The sequence below is a fragment of the Mesorhizobium sp. M8A.F.Ca.ET.181.01.1.1 genome (genome assembly GCF_004792025.1).
Lineage (GTDB): Bacteria > Pseudomonadota > Alphaproteobacteria > Rhizobiales > Rhizobiaceae > Mesorhizobium.
Map to the genome: position 1 here is coordinate 1 of NZ_SRTV01000019.1, position 17,541 is coordinate 17,541.

Annotated in this window: 15 protein-coding genes and 1 pseudogene; 8 read left to right on the forward strand and 8 right to left on the reverse strand. The window is 64.4% G+C overall.

The features are described 5' to 3' along the window. Positions 1-108, forward strand: a pseudogene (locus tag EN824_RS36335) (IS110 family transposase); the annotation flags it as partial. A gap of 448 nt (positions 109-556) precedes the next feature. Here the strand turns inward: EN824_RS36335 and EN824_RS32305 are convergent. The 3 genes from EN824_RS32305 to lepA all read right to left on the reverse strand — a co-directional run bounded on the left by EN824_RS32305 (position 557) and on the right by lepA (position 3,584). Continuing rightward, on the reverse strand, positions 557-973 hold the full coding sequence (locus tag EN824_RS32305) for a hypothetical protein (RefSeq protein WP_135933098.1): 417 nt from the start codon (positions 971-973) through the stop codon (positions 557-559). 79 nt (positions 974-1,052) lie between these two features. Further along, positions 1,053-1,565 carry a hypothetical protein gene (locus tag EN824_RS35445; protein WP_189522259.1) on the reverse strand — a complete coding sequence of 171 codons (513 nt, stop codon included), beginning with the start codon at positions 1,563-1,565 and terminating at the stop codon, positions 1,053-1,055. A 213-nt stretch (positions 1,566-1,778) separates the two neighbouring features. Next, complete coding sequence (gene lepA, locus EN824_RS32315; protein ID WP_127871049.1) at positions 1,779-3,584, reverse strand: translation elongation factor 4; 1,806 nt, start codon at positions 3,582-3,584, stop codon at positions 1,779-1,781. Between the two features lie 206 nt (positions 3,585-3,790). Here lepA and EN824_RS32320 point away from each other — a divergent pair, with 206 nt between their 5' ends. The 4 genes from EN824_RS32320 (at position 3,791) to msrA (ending at position 7,329) form a co-directional block, all read left to right on the forward strand. Continuing rightward, positions 3,791-4,873: a pilus assembly protein TadG-related protein gene (locus EN824_RS32320; RefSeq protein ID WP_135918016.1), complete on the forward strand. Its 1,083-nt coding sequence runs from the start codon at positions 3,791-3,793 to the stop codon at positions 4,871-4,873. A gap of 362 nt (positions 4,874-5,235) precedes the next feature. Further along, the gene (locus EN824_RS32330; protein WP_127276452.1) at positions 5,236-5,940 is read left to right on the forward strand and encodes a DUF1223 domain-containing protein; all 705 of its coding nucleotides are present in this window, start codon (positions 5,236-5,238) and stop codon (positions 5,938-5,940) included. A gap of 113 nt (positions 5,941-6,053) precedes the next feature. Then, on the forward strand, positions 6,054-6,371 hold the full coding sequence (locus EN824_RS32335; protein ID WP_127276450.1) for a hypothetical protein: 318 nt from the start codon (positions 6,054-6,056) through the stop codon (positions 6,369-6,371). A 232-nt stretch (positions 6,372-6,603) separates the two neighbouring features. Continuing rightward, positions 6,604-7,329 (forward strand): peptide-methionine (S)-S-oxide reductase MsrA, encoded by a 726-nt coding sequence (gene msrA / locus EN824_RS32340; protein WP_127276448.1) that lies wholly within the window; start codon positions 6,604-6,606, stop codon positions 7,327-7,329. Between the two features lie 218 nt (positions 7,330-7,547). On the opposite strand, the gene EN824_RS32345 is transcribed toward msrA, so the two are convergent. Further along, entirely contained in the window at positions 7,548-8,552 is a 1,005-nt protein-coding gene (locus tag EN824_RS32345; protein ID WP_127276446.1) for a cytochrome d ubiquinol oxidase subunit II, read from the reverse strand. 280 nt (positions 8,553-8,832) lie between these two features. Further along, on the reverse strand, positions 8,833-10,194 hold the full coding sequence (locus EN824_RS32355; protein WP_127276444.1) for a cytochrome ubiquinol oxidase subunit I: 1,362 nt from the start codon (positions 10,192-10,194) through the stop codon (positions 8,833-8,835). 295 nt (positions 10,195-10,489) lie between these two features. On the opposite strand from EN824_RS32355, the gene EN824_RS32360 reads away from it, so the two are divergent. Next, positions 10,490-11,416 (forward strand): ABC transporter ATP-binding protein, encoded by a 927-nt coding sequence (locus EN824_RS32360; protein ID WP_135933099.1) that lies wholly within the window; start codon positions 10,490-10,492, stop codon positions 11,414-11,416. Then, complete coding sequence (locus tag EN824_RS32365; protein WP_127276440.1) at positions 11,413-12,192, forward strand: ABC transporter permease; 780 nt, start codon at positions 11,413-11,415, stop codon at positions 12,190-12,192. Before EN824_RS32360 ends, EN824_RS32365 begins: the two co-directional genes overlap by 4 nt. 79 nt (positions 12,193-12,271) lie before the next feature. Here the strand turns inward: EN824_RS32365 and EN824_RS32370 are convergent, their stop codons facing one another. Next, positions 12,272-13,309 carry a phosphatidylglycerol lysyltransferase domain-containing protein gene (locus EN824_RS32370; protein WP_127276438.1) on the reverse strand — a complete coding sequence of 346 codons (1,038 nt, stop codon included), beginning with the start codon at positions 13,307-13,309 and terminating at the stop codon, positions 12,272-12,274. Between the two features lie 444 nt (positions 13,310-13,753). Between EN824_RS32370 and EN824_RS32375 the strand changes: the two genes are divergently transcribed. Further along, positions 13,754-14,938 (forward strand): NAD(P)/FAD-dependent oxidoreductase, encoded by a 1,185-nt coding sequence (locus tag EN824_RS32375; RefSeq protein WP_135862931.1) that lies wholly within the window; start codon positions 13,754-13,756, stop codon positions 14,936-14,938. Here EN824_RS32375 and EN824_RS32380 read toward each other — a convergent pair. Beyond that, positions 14,930-15,154 (reverse strand): hypothetical protein, encoded by a 225-nt coding sequence (locus EN824_RS32380; RefSeq protein WP_127276434.1) that lies wholly within the window; start codon positions 15,152-15,154, stop codon positions 14,930-14,932. The genes EN824_RS32375 and EN824_RS32380 overlap by 9 nt on opposite strands. 130 nt (positions 15,155-15,284) lie before the next feature. Next, entirely contained in the window at positions 15,285-17,288 is a 2,004-nt protein-coding gene (locus EN824_RS32385) for a PhoX family phosphatase (protein WP_135933100.1), read from the reverse strand. Between the last annotated feature and the right edge of the window lie 253 nt (positions 17,289-17,541).

Sequence of the window (17,541 nt, forward strand, 5' to 3'; positions counted from 1 at the left end):
AACGGTAAGCAACCAAAGGTCGCCATCGTCGCCGTGGCCCGAAAGATTATGACCATCCTCAGCGCCATGCTTCGACACAACCAACCCTGGTATCCAGACAAAGCCTGAAAACACAGTTGCTCATCCGTCTCGGCGCTGGCGCGCCGATCCACCTTCCCCCACAAGGGGGAAGGAAGAAGCGCCGCGCCCTGCGCCACCTTCAGCGCCAGCGCCGCCCCTCATTGCCCTGCCGGGCATTTCTCCCCGTATAGGACGGGAGAAAGGGGCTGGCCGCAACGCCGGCACTTTTCTTGCAGCGCTGATAATTGGCGAAAGCGTCGGCCACAGCACCCCTCTCCCCGTCCCTATACGGGGAGAGGATGCCGGCAGGCAGGTGAGGGGCAGCACCAACCTTCGTCGTCTTTACCCTAACCTGTGATCCTCACATGCGGCGCGAACACCCTGATCGCCTCGATAACGCATCGGATAGGCGAAACCGTCAACGTCTCACTCCGTCGCGCACCCCTCGTCCGTCGCCTTCGGCGACACCTTCCCCCACAAGGGCGGGAAGGAGAGCCTACCCCGTCACCGCCACATGCGGCGCCAGCCGCTTGATCGCGGCGACAATGTCCAGCCCGCTCATGTCGAGCGAGTTGACCTCCATGCGCACGGTGTTCCCGCCGAATAGCGCATTGGCCAGCGCGTCGGACGGCTCACCGGTCAGTTCGAAACTGACCACGCCCGAGCCTTTGCCGGAGGAGGAGAGGCGCACGCTCTTCACCGTCTCCCAGGGCACCAGCACGTCGCCAGCGCGACGGTCGCGAAAACCGTTTTCGTCGAGCACCACCTTGACCGAGGTGTCGAAGGCGCCGCGCACCATGTAGCCGCCGAACCCGAGGAAGCCAAGCGCCAGCAGCGCCACCAAAAACACCCGCCCGCCATCGGCGCCGTTGGCCAGCCCCTTCAGCGTATAGAAGCCAAAAATCGCCGCCATCAGCAACGACCCTGCGACGGAAGAGAACTTGTTGGTGGGACTGTTGCGGAGTTCGACGGGGGCGGACATGGGGGCGCACTCACCGGTCGGGCTTCAGCAAGGTCCAGATCCAGCCGATGAAGGTCAGCACCAGGAAGGGATAGCCGGCCGCCGGCAGCGGCGCCGAGGTCGGCTGCAAGGGCGCGCCCCACAGCACCATGCCCACCGACACCAGGAACAGCACGGCGGCAATGAGCCCGGTGATCCGCATCCACAGCGCAAAAGTGTTGGGCACGCTGACCAGGATCAGCGCCGCCGCCCAAAGCGAGATGCCGCCGACATAGGAAGGCACGCTGGCCTGCAACCCGGCCGCATTGCCGGCCAGAAGCAGGCTCTCGCCGGCAAGGAAGGTCAGGAAGCCCGCGGCGACGCAATCATTGCCGAGTCGCTGATACTTCATCGTCAGCAGCGCGGTCGCCACCACCAGCGCCACCCCGTCGATCGCCCACAGCGTCTCGCGCAGCGCATCGCTCGCCACGAAGGTGCCGGCAAGGCCAAAGATGCCGCCTATGGCGAGACCGATGGAGGCGATGGTGTCGAGGGTGGTGCGCATGTGGTGTCTCCCCAAGCTAGGGGGAGGATACGTCGGAACGGAGTATACTCAAAGGGGCGGTCCGCCGTCCGGTGTGAAGCGCGTTAGCCCAGTTCAAATTGATTTTGGCGAGCTTGGACGTGTCCGGCGAAAGGAAAGGCGGTAGGTATCCAGGGATGTCCCGTCACCCGCACTGGGGTGGGACCCGCTGCCTCGGGCCGGAGGCCGGACCCCTCAATCCCCCATCTTCAGCGCCTGAATAAACGCCTCCTGCGGAATATCCACCTTGCCGAACTGCCGCATCCGCTTCTTGCCCTCTTTCTGCTTGTCGAGCAGCTTGCGCTTGCGCGAGACGTCGCCGCCGTAGCACTTCGCCGTGACGTCCTTGCGCAGCGCCGAGATGGTTTCGCGCGCGATGACCTTGCCGCCGATCGCGGCCTGGATCGGGATCTTGAACAGGTGGTGCGGGATCAGTTCCTTCAGCTTCTCGCACATCTGCCTTCCACGCTTTTCCGCCGCGGTGCGGTGCACCAGCATGGAGAGCGCGTCGACCGGCTCCTCGTTGACCAGGATCGACATCTTCACCAGGTCGCCCTCGCGGTAGTCGGTCAGGTGATAGTCGAACGAGGCGTAGCCCTTGGAGATCGACTTCAGGCGGTCATAGAAATCGAAGACCACTTCGTTGAGCGGCAGGTCGTAGGTCAGCATGGCGCGTTTTCCTACGTAAGAAAGATCAGCTTGGATGCCGCGCCGATCCTGGCAGAGCTTCAGGATGCCGCCGAGATAGTCGTCGGGCGTCAATATGGTGGCACGGATCCACGGCTCCTCGATCGCCGAGATTTTCACCACGTCGGGCATGTCGGCCGGGTTGTGCAGTTCCTTGACCGAGCCGTCATTGAGCAGCAGCCGATAGACGACCGATGGCGCGGTGGCGATCAGGTCGAGGTTGAACTCGCGCTCCAGCCGCTCCTGGATGATTTCGAGATGCAACAGGCCAAGGAATCCGCAGCGATAGCCGAAGCCCAGCGCCGCACTGGTTTCCATTTCATAGGAGAAGCTGGCGTCGTTGAGGCGCAGTTTGCCGACGGCGGCGCGCAGGTCCTCGAAATCGGCGGCGTCGACCGGGAACAGGCCGCAGAACACCACCGGCTGCGCCGGCTTGAAGCCGGGCAAGGCATGCGCGGTCTGGCGCCTGTCCTCGGTGATGGTATCGCCGACGCGGGTGTCGGCCACTTCCTTGATCGAGCCGGTGAAGAAGCCGAATTCGCCGGGGCCGAGCTCCTCGACATTGATGCGGGCGGGCGTGAACACGCCGGTGCGCTCGACCAGGTATTTGGCGCCCGTGCCCATCATGCGGATGGTCTGGCCCTTCTTCAGCACGCCGTCGATGATGCGCACCAGCACGATGACGCCGAGATAGGCGTCGTACCACGAGTCGACCAGCATCGCCTTCAGCGGTGCCGTGGCGTCGCCCTCGCGCGGCGGCGGCAATTGGTGGACGATGGCTTCGAGCACGTCGGGGATGCCCAGCCCGGTCTTCGCCGAGATCAGCACGGCGCCCGACGCGTCGATGCCGATCACCTCCTCGACCTGCTCGCGGATGCGCTCGGGCTCGGCGGCCGGCAGGTCGACCTTGTTCAGCACCACGACGATCTCGTGGTTGTTGTCGATCGCCTGGTAGACATTGGCGAGCGTCTGCGCCTCGACGCCCTGGCTGGCGTCGACGACCAGCAGCGAACCTTCGCAGGCGGCCAGCGACCGCGACACTTCATAGGCGAAGTCGACATGGCCGGGCGTGTCGATGAGGTTGAGGATATAGTCCTCGCCATTGTTGGCGCGGTATTTCAGCCGCACCGTCTGCGCCTTGATGGTGATGCCGCGCTCGCGCTCGATGTCCATCGAGTCCAGCACCTGCTCCTTCATGTCGCGCAGCTCCAGCCCGCCGGTCGACTGGATCAGGCGGTCGGCGAGCGTCGATTTGCCATGGTCGATATGGGCGACGATGGAAAAATTGCGGATGTGGTCGAGGGGCGTGCTCATGCCGCGCGCTTTAGCAGGGGCGGCAAGCGGCGGCAAGGCTTGGCGCCCAAGGGCTGCCCGCCGCACACAAAGCGGTGAAATCGGCAAAAGAATCGAAAAACCGGTCTGCGCGCCAACGATGCATAAACTTTAATCGTTCAGATTAGACCTTGGTTTGCCGGCTGCGTGGTAATCGCACGCTCGCTAATGCCTGTTGGGGGTTGGAAATGTTCAAGCTTGCAAGTGGCTTTGCCCGTTCCCGCGGCGGGTCGATGATGCCGCTCTTCCTGGTGAGCCTGATGCCGCTGATCGCGGCCGTCGGCTTCTCGGTCGACTACACCAGCGCGGTCCAGACCAGGTCCAACCAGCAGCAGGCGCTGGATGCCGCGATCCTGACGATCACCACCATGGACACCACGTCGACGCTGCCGCAGCGCCAGACGATGCTGCAGGATTCCTTCATCGCCAACGGCGGACAAGGCACAGCGACGCTGACCAGCTTCGTCGCTGGGACCACCGCCACCGCGACCACCGCGCGGGCCACGGCAAGTTTCGCCATGCCGACCGTTTTCATGACCATCGCCAGGATCGACACCGTGCCGATCGCCGTGGCCTCGGCGGTCAGCAAGCCGCCGGCGCTGGTCGCGGCCAACTTCAAGGTCACCGGCGTATCGGGCTACTGGAACAAGAAGATGACGCTCTACGGCACGCAATTCGGTGCGACGACGGCCAAGCCGCTGATGACGATCGACTACGTCTATGGCAAGACCGGAGACCCGAAGGGCTATGGCACCACCACCACCAGCATCCTTACGACCGATTCGACCGGCAAGACCGTCACCACGGTGGCCCAGACGCAGGTTTGCAAGCTCGCCGGCTCCAACCCGCCCGCCGGTGCGGTGATCCAGACCGACAAGTTCCAGACAAAATTTTACTGTGTCGACACGATGTATCCCGCCGATGGCACCGGCGCGTCCATCGATGTCAGCCAGATGGGTGGCCTCAGTCTGCAGATGTATGTGCCATCAGGCAACCCGCAATATCTCAAGACGAATGATCCGACCACCTCCAACCGGCTCTACAGCGGGATCAAGGATCCGCAGACCAACGCTATCAATTACAATGAGATCGCGACCGGCCAGGTCGTCGATATCTTCGGCCTCGTGCCTTGCGGTTCGACAGCCTATCAGGCCTGGGAAGACGGCGGCAACGCGGTCCCGGCGCCGGTCAGCAACGCCGACTTCTTCTACAACGTCACCGGCAAGTGCGACTTCAACAAGCGGCCCTCGGACACCGCGCTGACGCAGTGACACTGCCGATCTCCCCCCTCGTGGGGGAGATGGCCGGCAGGCCAGAGGGGGGCGCTGTCCCGCCGACCTTGCCAAGTTCACGATGTTCCGCCCTGGGTCGACCGGCCATGTCCCCCGCGTGCGCCGACATCTGTTTAAAAGCGCGAGCATAGGCGCTCTACGCCCCCCTCTGTCCTGCCGGACATCTCCCCCACGAGGGGGGAGATTGGACGCGCGACCGTTTTCGCCAATCTCCAGCGCCGCAAGGAAGAGGGGCAGGCGCTCTTCAATCACAAACCGGTGAGCGCTGTAACGAAGCGGCAAGTGGCGGCGAAGTGGGGATATGACGGGCGCATCGTGGCGCCCTCCCAGGGAGCAAGCCGATGTCGCCAGTCATCTCAAGCAGGGTCCTCGCACTGTCCGGCCTCGCCGCTCTGGCGCTCGCCGCCTCGCTCGGCGCGGCGGCAGCCCAGCCGCTCAGCGTGGTCGAACTGTTCACCAGCCAGGGCTGCTCGTCCTGTCCGCCGGCCAATGCCAACCTCATCAAGGTCAAGGACCGGCCCGGCGTGCTCGCGCTGTCGTTCAACGTCACCTATTGGGACTATCTCGGCTGGAAGGACACGTTCGGCAAGCAGGAATTCACCCAGCGCCAGGTTTCCTACGAGCCGCCGCTCGGCCATGACGGGCCGTTCACGCCGCAAGTGGTGGTCAACGGCCATGCCGACGTCGTCGGCGCCGCACCCGGTGAGATCGAACATCTGATCACTGCCACGGCCAAGACCGGCGGTCCGTCGCTTTCGCTCGACGGCGGCAAGGTCGCGATCGGCGCCGGCGCGGCACCGGGCGGCAAGGCCGATGTCTGGCTGGTGCGCTACACCAAGGGTGTCGTCGAGGTGCCGGTGGCGCGCGGCGAAAACACCGGCCGCACCTTGCCGCACGCCAATGTCGTGCACGCGCTGACAAAACTCGGCAGCTGGAGCGGCGAGGCCAAGACGCTCGATCTGCCGGCAGCCTCGGGCGGCCTCAGCACCGCCGTGCTGGTGCAGTCGCCCGGCGGCGGGCCGATCCTGGCCGCCGCCGCCAACTAGATCGCGTTCGAGCAGAGATTTGCCGAGCAGAGATTTGCGCCACCGCATGGGCGGCGGCGCAAGACCCCGGCCGTCCAAAAGGGCGTGCCACCAACCCCACAAGGAAACCGACCATGACCAATTTCTCCCGCCTGACGCTGCCGGCGCTCGCGCTCGCTCTGTGCTCGACCGCGCTGTTTGCCGGCGGCATCGCGCGCGCCGATGATGCCACCAATGCGATGAAGCCCGCCGCGGACGCCATGAAGCCGGCCGCGGACGCGATGAAGCCGGCAACCGATGCGATGAAGCCGGCCGACCCGATGGCCACCAACTCCATGAAGCCCGCCGCCGATGCCATGAAGCCCGCTGCGGATGCCATGAAGCCCGCCGCGGACGCGATGAAACCGGCGACCGATGCCATGAAGCCGGCAACGGATGCCACCGCCAATTGAGCTTGGCGCGTGGCTGTCCCCGGCGGGCTCCCTGTCCAGCCGGGGACAGTCGCTGGAACAATCCCGGCAAAGGCTTGAAGCGGTTTTGCGTCGGGGACTACGTCAAGGCGAAAGTCCCGGCGCACGCGAATGTGAGGCGCCGCCGCAACTCGCGCATCGCGCCACCGTAGCTGATCCAATAGACTGATCCCCCAAATTACTGATCAACGGGGAAGCCATGAGGAGTGCAACCATGACCAACACCAACAACCGTTCGGCCGGTCTTGTCCGGGGCGCGCTCGCCGCACTCGCCCTTGCCGTCGCGGGCGCCGCCTTCTGGCTGACGCCGGCCATCTCCGCCGAGGACGCGGTGAAAATCCCGCCGCCGGCAATCGACGAAAAGGCGGCCACGGGCAGCGAAAAGGCAATCTTCGCCGGTGGCTGCTTCTGGGGCGTGCAGGGCGTGTTCCAGCACGTCAAGGGCGTCAGCAAGGCGGTTTCCGGCTATACTGGCGGCGCCAAGGACGACGCCGTCTACGAGACGGTCGGCACCGGCCGCACCGGCCATGCCGAATCCGTCGAGATCACCTATGATCCCTCCGTCGTCACCTACGGCCAGCTGCTGCAGGTCTATTTCTCGGTAGCCCACAACCCGACCCAGCTCAACTACCAGGGACCGGACTCCGGCACCCAGTACCGCTCGACGATCTTCGCCGAGAATGACGCGCAGAAGAAGATCGCGCAGAGCTACATCGCCCAGCTCGACAAGGCCAAGGTGTTCTCCGAGCCCATCGTCACCACGCTGGAGACCGGCAAGACCTTCTATCCGGCCGAAAACTACCACCAGGACTTCCTGACGCTGAACCCGACCTACCCCTACATCGTCTACAACGACCTGCCCAAGGTGGCGAATTTGAAGACGCTGTTCCCGGCGCTCTACAGCGAAAAGCCGGTGCTGGTGCTGTCGGCGAGTAATTAAGAGAGGATAGGCCGGCGGGACAGCGCCCCTCTCTGCCCTGCCGGGCATCTCCCCCCTCAAGGGGGGAAATCGGCAGCTTCGGCGTCTCGCCAGCTTTCCGCGTTGGAGATTGGCGAAAGCCTAGCCAACATCGATCTCCCCCCTCGAGGGGGGAGATGGCCGGCAGGCCAGAGAGGGGCGCCTCGCCGTGACCTCTACCGCAAGCGCTCGATCACCCCTCAATCGTAAGTCAGATCCGTCGCCTTGCCGCCGAACACGCGGTAGGCGTAGAACGAATAGAAGATGATCACCGGCAGCACCACCACGGTGCCGGCCAGGATGATCGCCAGGCTCTCGGTGGCCGATGCCGCCTGCCAGATGGTCAGGCGATCGGGCACCACGAACGGATAGAACGACCAGGCCAGCCCGGCAAAACCGAGCGCGAAGATGGCGGCGAGCGTCAGGAACGGCGTCAGCGCATGGCGGTCGTCGGGCCTCGGCAGGTGGAAGGTCTGCCGCCACAGCCAGAGGAACAGCAGCGCCGACAGGATCGGCAGCGGCGACAGATAGAGCATCTGTGGCCAGACGAACCATTTGTCGAAGATGCGCGGGCTGGCGAAGGGCGTCGCCAGCGACACCGCGGCCATGCCGAGCGCGGTCAGCACCAGTGCCGTGCGCAGCCAGCGCACAGCCTTCTTCTGAAGCTCGCCTTCGGTCTTGTAGATCACCCAGGCAGCGCCCATCGCCGCGTAGGCGGCCGCCAGGCAGAACGCCACCAGCACGCCGAACGCCATGCCGCCCCGCCCGACATCGAGGCCGAGCACGTAGACGCCCAGCATGTAGCCCTGCGCCAGCGAGGCGATGACCGAACCCAGGAAGAAAATACGGTTCCAGCGATGTTTTTTCCCCGCCGGCACCTTGGCGCGGAAATCGAAGGCGACGCCGCGCAGGATCAGCCCGACCAAAAGCACGAAGACGGGAATGTAGAGCGCGGTGAGGATGACGCCATGCGCCAGCGGAAAGGCGACCAGAAGCAGGCCGACGGCCAGCACCAGCCAGGTCTCGTTGGCGTCCCAGAACGGGCCGATTGCCGCGATCATCGTGTCCTGCTCGGTGTCCTCGGCGGCGGCGAACAGGATGCCGATGCCGAGGTCGAACCCGTCGAGAATGACATAGATCAGGATGGCGAGGCCCATCAGACCGGCGAAGATGAGGGGGAGCAGGGTTGGCCAGTCATAGGTCATCGGGATATCTCCCAGCCGCGATGGGCCGGGTGCACGGCCTTACCGCTTGAAGCGATCGTTTCAAATCGATTATCGGGGTTGGCGCCGCCCGTCATCGCCCTGCCGGGCACTTCCCGTATAGTGGCGGGGAGAAGTGGGCTGGCCGCACCGCCGGCACCCCTCCAGCAACGCTGACGAGAAGCGAAACCGGCGACGACAGCGCCCCTCTCCCCGTCACTATACGGGGAGAGGATGCCGGCAGGCAGGTGAGGGGCGGCGCGGACCTGCGATGAAAGCATGCTCACTCCCCCGCCGCCGGTTGCGACATGGCCGTCTTCATCACGCCCGGCAGCGGCGATGAATCGCCATCCTTGGCCGCCTTCAGCGCCAGGTGCACCAGCACGCCGAGATAGGCGATCAGCAAAAGCAGGTAGAGCAGGAGATAGATGGCGAGCGTCAGCGCGACATGGCTGCCGGCCACCGGACCGACGGCGTCGGCGGTCTTCAGCACGCCGGTCACCAGCCAGGGCTGGCGGCCGATCTCGGTCGTGTACCAGCCGGCCAGTGTCGCCAGCCAGCCCGACAGCGCCATCGGCACCATCAGCAGGGCGAGCGGCCTGGGCAGCGAATGCCGGCGCTTGAGGAAGAAGGCGGCCGACCACGAGACGGCGAGCATCAAAAGCCCGGTGCCGACCATGATGCGGAAGCTCCAGAAGAGCGGAAAGACCGGCGGGTGGTTGCCGGGGTAGTCGTTCAGCCCTGGCACCACGCCGTCGGTGCCGTGCCGCAGGATAAGGCTGGCCCCATCCGGAATCGCGACCTCGAATCTGTTTTCCTTCGCCGCCTCGTCGGGGAGCGCGAACAGCACCAGCGGCACGTTGGGGCCGGTGTTCCAGTTGGCCTCCATGGCCGCGATCTTCTGCGGCTGGTGTTCCAGCGTGTTGAGCCCATGCTGGTCGCCGGCCAGGATCTGGATCGGGATCAGGATGGCGGCGGTGAAGACGCCGGTGCGCAGCGCCTTCCACATCGATTCCGAACGGTCGCCCCTGAGGTGGCGCAGCGCCGACAGGCCAGCGATCAGGAACGAGACCGTAAGCCCCGAGGCGAGCAGCATGTGCACCAGCCGGTAGGGCATGGACGGGTTGAAGACGATGGCCCACCAGTCGACGGCATGTGCCACGCCATCGCGCATCTCGAAGCCGGCCGGGGTCTGCATCCAGGAATTGAGCGCGATGATCCAGAAGGCCGACAGCGTGGTGCCGCCGGCAACCAGCACCGTCGCCAGCGTGTGGACGCGGTTGGAAACGCGACGGAACCCGAACAGCATGATGCCGAGGAAGGCCGCTTCGAGGAAGAAGGCGGTGAGGATCTCGTAGGCGAGCAGCGGTCCGGCGATGTTGCCGACATGCTCCATGTAGCCCGGCCAGTTGGTGCCGAACTGGAAGCTCATGGTGACGCCCGAAACCACGCCCATGGCAAAGGACAGCGCGAACACCTTCACCCAGGTGAAATAGGCGCGCATCCAGGCGGAATCATTGGTCGCGTTATAACGCAGCTTGAAGAACAGCAGCACCCAGCCAAGGGCAATGGTGATCGTCGGAAACAGGATATGAAACGAAATATTCGCGCCGAACTGCATGCGCGAGAGAATAAGCGGGTCCATGGCGGGCTCCGGCTGCTTATTATTTCGACGCAACTCCGGGCAGAAAACCTCTTTACACTTTTCCTGGAATTGCTCCAATACTGGCGAAGGATAGGCCCGAAGCGGGGGCAGGTCAAAGCGGCGTCCTGCCGCGAGGCTGAACGCCACAGGACAATTTTACCGGATGCAGGCGATCTGTCTTCAGGCTGCCCGCGCCCCGGTGTCGAGAACTGGCAGCAGCGGCATTGACTTGCGGTTGCACCGGGCGACAACAGGCCTATATGAAGTCACCTCTTTCAGGCAGCCGTTTTCAACCATGCCCTCCATTCTGTCCATTTCCGGGGTCTCCAAGACCTACGCCACCGGCTTCACCGCGCTCAAGGAAGTCAATCTCGATATCCAGCGGGGCGAGATTTTCGCCCTGCTCGGCCCCAACGGCGCCGGCAAGACGACGCTGATCTCGATCGTCTGCGGCATCGTCAACCGCTCGTCGGGCACCGTCACGGTCGACGGGCACGACATCAACAAGGACTATCGCGCCGCGCGCAGCCTGATCGGGTTGGTGCCGCAGGAACTCACCATCGACGCCTTCGAGAGCGTCTGGGCAACGGTCAATTACAGCCGCGGCCTGTTCGGCAAGCCGGCCAATCCGGCCTTTGTCGAGAAGGTGCTGCGCGATCTGTCGCTCTGGGACAAGAAGGACGCCAAGGCCATCACCCTGTCGGGCGGCATGAAGCGGCGGCTGATGATCGCCAAGGCGCTGTCGCACGAGCCGCGCATCCTGTTCCTCGACGAGCCGACCGCCGGCGTCGACGTCGAGCTGCGCCAGGACATGTGGGAGATGGTGCGCCGGTTGCGCGAGGACGGCGTCACCATCATCCTCACCACGCACTATATCGAGGAAGCCGAGGCCATGGCCGACCGCGTCGGCGTCATCAACCGCGGCGAAATCATCCTGGTCGAAGGCAAGGCCGAACTGATGCGCAAGCTCGGCCGCAAGCAGATGACGGCGGAGCTGCGCGCGCCGCTCGCCAGCGTGCCCGACGGGCTCTCGCATTACGCGCTCGAACTGTCGCCGGACGGCAACCAACTCACCTACACCTATGACAACCAGAGCGACCGGCCGGGCGTCGCCTCGCTGATCAGGGATCTCGAGGCGGCCGGCATCCAGTTCCGCGATCTCGACACCAAGAACAGCTCGCTCGAAGAGATCTTCGTCAATCTCCTGAGGCAAGAGCCATGAACCTGCGTGCGGCCCCTAATTTTCGCGCGGTATGGGCGATCTACCGGGTCGAGATGGCGCGTGCGTTCCGCACCGTGCTGCAGAGCATCATCTCGCCGGTCATCTCGACATCGCTCTATTTCGTCGTCTTCGGCTCGGCCATTGGCTCGCGCATCACCGAGATCGACGGCATCAGCTACGGCGCCTTCATCGTGCCGGGACTGATCATGCTGTCACTCTTGACGCAGTCGATCTCTAACGCCTCCTTCGCCATCTATTTCCCGAAATTCGTCGGCTCGATCTACGAACTTTTGTCAGCTCCGGTCTCCTATCTGGAGATCGTCATCGCCTATGTCGGTGGGGCAGCGACCAAGTCGATCATCCTCGGCCTGATCATCCTGGCGACGGCTTCGCTGTTCGTGCCGCTACAGATCGAGCATCCGTTCTGGATGCTCGCCTTCCTGATCCTGACGGCGGTCACCTTCAGCCTGTTCGGCTTCATCATCGGCATCTGGGCGAAAAGCTTCGAGCAGCTGCAGTTGGTGCCACTGCTGATCGTCACCCCGCTGACCTTCCTCGGCGGCAGTTTCTATTCGATCCACATGCTGCCAGGCATCTGGAAGACGATTACGCTGTTCAACCCGGTGGTCTACCTGATCAGCGGCTTTCGCTGGAGTTTCTACGGCAAGGCCGACGTCTCGGTCGGCATCAGCCTCGGCATGACGCTGGTGTTCCTGGCCGCCTGCATCGCGATCGTCGCCTGGATCTTCCGGACCGGCTACCGGCTGCGCAACTGATCGGCTGAAGGCGTCCTGAGCCGCAGCCGAGATTTGTGAGATTCAGCGCAGGCCGGCCTCACCTGAATATCGGCGGATCTCAGATGGCCTTGACCAGCCGCAGCAGCCCCAGCATCTCGATGTAGGCCCCCTCGCGAAAAGCGATATAGACCGGCTCCTCGGCGCCATGGAAGCGGCGCTTGAATGCCGCCTGTCCCTGCAGGTTGAACCTGCGGCGGTTGATCCAGGGCGAGTCGTAGGCGCGCTGGAAGGTGTTGCGCCAGAACTCGCTTTCGGCAAATCCGCTCGGGCCGACATCGACCAGCGGCGACAGGCCGAGCGTCACCACCGAAACGCCTTCCTCGCGAAAGCGGTCGACGGCGAATTTGGTCAGGCCGATCTCGGCATGCGGCGAGGCATCGATATGCTTGCGCTTGAAGGCGGTGGTGTAGCCGATCACCTTGCCGTCGGCGAACAGCGGATCGAAGTCGAGCAGGGCGACCAGGTCGCCATCGGGACCGTGCAGGACGAAACGGCGCATGTCGGTGCCGAGCTGCTCGTAAAACGGACGGTTGAGAAAACCCATCTCCCAGCGCTTGACGATACGGTCGCCGCGCCAGTTTTGGGAGAGCCGGGAGATCTCGTCGAGATGGATCGTGCGCTTGTCCTCCTCGAACGAAAAGCCTTTCTTCAGCAGCCAGCGCTCGGAATAGCGCACGGTCTCGTTGCGCTTGCCGGAAAAATCATGGTCGGGCAGGACAAGGCGGGTGTCGATGCCCAGCCGGTTGACCTTGTAGCCGAGTCCGGCAAGGACCTGGGCGGTCTGTTCGCCGATCTGCACGAACCATGGGCCGCCGGCACGCTCGACGAAGCGTCTGATATAATCGGGCCGCTGCGCCGGCGCCGCCACCGGATCGCCGAGCGCGAAATGATGCCTCATCTTGGTGCCGAAGGCGATGTAGCCGTCGGCGTCGCCAAAATAGGAAAGCTTGCGCTGCGCGGCGGTGGAATAGGCGAGCGAGAAATCGCCATAGCGGCGCACCAGCGCCAGCCGCTCGACATGCGTCAGCGCCAGTCGCTCGACCTTGGGCGAGGCGCCCTCGAGGATGTTGTCGAAATAGATCCGCAAGGAGGGCATGGTCGAGATTCCGCGTGCCGTCTGCGGCGCCGCATGCCTTGAATGGCACGCAAGACCGCCGTGGCGCCTTGATTTCTAGCGGGAAGCCGAGTCGGTTACGGGTTCGAATTCCTGCATCGTCAGAAGAGGTCCACCAGCCCCCGGACCTCGAATCAATCACTTTGCCGCGACCTGGTTATCGCCGATGCCGCCGATATGCCATATAGGGCTGGATGTATTCGGACAGAAGCGGGCAACCGTTTCATGTCGTGGTTTTGGCCGCGGTTGCGCGATCCGGTAGTTTTCGCCCGGCGGCGGAATGCTCCGGGGCGAGACCACGGCTCGGCGCGGGCCCATTGAAAATCGGCTTCGATTTGCCGTTCGGGCTCGGCGCGCGATCAAACTGTTACAGCGGCCTGCGAGCCTTTCGGGGTTGCCGCAAGGGCGAATGGGATTCGAGTGTGAATGGCTAACACGACACCCGGGACGATGATGGAGCAGTTGCTGGCGGTCGAGCCGGCGATCGTCATTGGCGCCGGCGCCGCGGGGCTGGCTGTCGCGCGGGCCTTGATGAAGGCCGGCGTGGCGACGGTGGTGCTGGAGAAGGAAAGCCGGCTGGCCGAGCCCTGGCGCCGGCGCCACGAACAGCTGCACCTCAACACCCACCGCGATCTCTCGGCGCTGCCCGGCCTTGCCTATCCCAAGGGTACCCCTGCCTTTCCGCACCGGGATGTCGTCATCCGCCATATGAACGATTTCCATGAGGCGAACCGTTTGCCGGTGGAGTTTGGCGTTTCCGTCGAGGCCATCATGTCCGGGGGCGACCACTGGATCGTGCGCACCAGCGCCGGCTCGCGCCTGGCGCGTCATGTCGTCGTCGCCACCGGCCGCGACAGGGAGCCCTACACGCCGCAATGGAAGGGCATGGAGGCGTTCAGGGGCCGGATCGTCCATTCGGCCGATTTTGGCGACGCCCAGGCCTATGCGGGCAAGAAGGTGCTGGTTGTCGGCGCCGGCAATTCGGGCTTCGATGCCCTCAACCATCTGGCGGGCATCGATACCGCCGCCGTCTGGCTGTCGGCCCGCAACGGCCCCGTCCTCTTGCCCAAGCGTATCGGCAAGATCGCCGTGCATCGCCTCTCGCCGCTCATGGCGCGCTTGCCGCTGCGCGTCGCCGATGCGGTCATGGCGGTGACGCAGCGCCTGGTTTTCGGCGATCTCACCAAATTCGGCATGCCGCGGGCACCTGCCGGCGGCGCCAGCCGTCTGACTTCGGACTACACCGCGATCGCCGCCGACGATGGCGCCGTCAAGGCCATCAAATCGGGCAGGATCCTGGTGGTGCCGGGGATACGGGAGTTCACCCGCGATGGCGTCATGCTGGCCAATGGCAGCCTGATCGCTCCCGACATCGTCATTGCCGCGACGGGCTACCGCACCGGCCTGGAGCGCATGGTCGGCAATCTCGGCGTGCTCGACGAGAAAGGCGTTCCGCTCTTCAACGGCGGCCAGGCCGATCCGAAACTGCCGGGCCTGTGGTTCACCGGCATGCGGCCGAGCATCCGCGGCTGCTTCGCCAATGCCGGCATATTGGCCAAGGCGATAGCCAGGCGCATCGCCGGTCCCGGCCAGCCGGGCACCTCACGCTGATTTCGGCTCCAGCCGCCGGAAACCGACGGCCTCGGTCAGCATCTCCTCGTCGACCATGCCGGCATTGTAGAGGGCAAGCAAGGTGAGCGCCAATTCACGCGCCTCCGTGGATTCGGGATGCGCTTGCCGTCGGCGGCAGGCCTCATCGAAGACACGTTGCAACGTGGCCACTTCGTCAGGTTTGAGCAGGCCACGGTCGTAGATCGACTTGGGCATGGCGATGATCTCCTGATCGCGATTTAGGGCGCCATGTGTAAATTACCAATCTTTCCCGAGGCTTGAATGCAATGCCGCGCAAAAAAGAGGGGCCGCGGATCGCCGAAGCCCCTCTCGTTTTGTCTCGCTGTCAGACGCCGATCTTGCCGCCGCCCTGCTTGGTGATCGCCACGACCGCCGGCCGCACCGGCATGTCGGGGTTGAAATCGGGCCAGCGGGTCGACGGGTCCTCATAGTAGGAGGGCCGGCCAAACGCGTCCCAGTCCTCGCCGCCGTCGCCCGGATGCTGGACGGCGACGAAGGCGGTCTGATCGTCCGGCGTAAACAGCGGGCCGCACATCTCGGCGCCGATCGGCACCCGGAAGAACAGTTTCGAGGTCGCCCGCGCCGATCCTTCCGTGTCCACCGCCCATAGGCCATCGGTGCGGCCGGTGGCCTTCGGGCCCTGGCCGTCGGTGGCGACCCACAGGCGCCCGGCCGAATCGACCGCGCAATTGTCGGGCATGCCGAACCAGCCATTGGCCGTCGTCGCGGTGGAGAAGGTGGCGCCGACATCGGCCACCGACGGGTCGCCGCATTTCAGCAGCACTTCCCACTTGCCCTTTGTGGCGGCGAAATCGCCGCCGTCCTCGACGATCTCGATGATGTGGCCGAAGGCATTCCCGGCGCGCGGGTTGGCGGCGTCGGCCTGATCGGCCTTGCGCTTGGAATTGTTGGTCAGCATGACATAGACCTTGCCGTTGCCGGCATTGGGCTGGATGTCTTCGGGCCGGTCCATCTTGGTGGCGCCAAGCAGGTCGGCGGCGCGGCGCGTCTCGATCAGCACGTCGGCCTGGCCGGCAAAACCGTTTTCCGCCGTCAGCGGACCCTGGCCGAACACGATCGGCATCCATTCGACCGAGCCGTCCTCGGCGAATTTGGCGACATGCAGCGTGCCGTCGTCGAGCAGGTCCTTGTTGGCCGCGCGGTCGCCGGCATTGAACATGCCCTTGGTGACGAATTTGTAGACATAGTCGAAGCGCTCGTCGTCGCCGAGATAGAAGACGACGCGGCCGTCCTTGGCGACGATCGATTCGCCGCCCTCATGCTTGAAGCGGCCCATGGCGGTGCGCTTGCGCGGCACCGAATTCGGGTCGTTGACATCGACTTCGACGATCCAGCCGAAGCGGTTGGGCTCGTTCGGTTCCTTGGCGAGGTTGAAGCGGTCGTAATGCGTGCCCCATTCATAGGCGCCTTCCGGGATGCCGAGGCGCTTGTAGTTGGCGGCTTCCTTGTGGCCTTCCGGCAGCTCGCCGGAGAAATAGCCATGGATGTTCTCCTCGGCCATCACATAGGTGCCCCAGGGCGTGACGCCGCCGGCGCAGTTGTTGATCGTGCCGAAGACTTTCGTGCCGGACGGATCGGCATTGGTCTTGACGCGGTCATGGCCGGCGACCGGGCCGGACAGCGCCATCTCGGTGTTGGAGGTAATGCGGCGGTTGAGCTTGCCGTCACGCACAACCTGCCATTTGCCGCCGTCCTTGCGGATCTCGACGATGGTGCCGCCATGCGCGGCCATCTCGACATCGACCTGCTCCTTCGAGAGCGGCGCCACCTCGGCCGCCTTCTTGCCGTCCTTCTCGACGATCTCGACGATGCCCGGGAACATCAGATGCGGGTTGGTGTATTCGTGGTTGACCACCAGCAGGCCATGTTCCGCCGAGCCATCGATCGCGATATAGCCGACATAGTCGTTGTTGTAGCCGAACTGCCTGGCCTGGGCTTGTGCCGACTGCTTGGTCGGATCGAATTCCGGCGAATCGGCAAACAGCGGATCGCCCCAGCGCAGCAACACATCGGCGTCGTAGCCCGGCGCGACATGGTGCTTGTCGTCGATGCCGGCCTCCAGCTCGTCGAACTTGAAGGCCGAGCCTTCCGCGGCGCGGGCATCGTCGGCGGCGATCATCGCCAGCGGGCTGACGGTGGCGGCGATCGCCGAGACGGCAAGCGAACCCTTGAGGAAACCCCGGCGCGAAAACCGCGCGGCGATGATCTCGCCCATCGTGTGGTTTTCGCTGGGATTGTTGGCCGGGCCTTCGTTTTCCTCGAGCAGGCTGGTGCGGAATCGGGCGTCGGGGGAGCGATGTTCGGTCATGAGAGCCTCTGGCTGGATTGGCTGGAGCTTGTTGCCTGATCGACCGCCTTACAGTCGGCTGATCACATTTTCGTGACATGGTATCCGCGCTGCCGCTCCCCTCACGACATCGTTTTTCACGTCGGACCTCGGACTTTAGTCCAATCTTGCGCCTGCAAAGGTCCTGGAGGACAAACGCAACGGTCGGAGGTCGCTTCCGGTCACCACGTGTTTCGGCGATGTTGGTTGCACTGCAACGTTGGGGTGGGCGCGC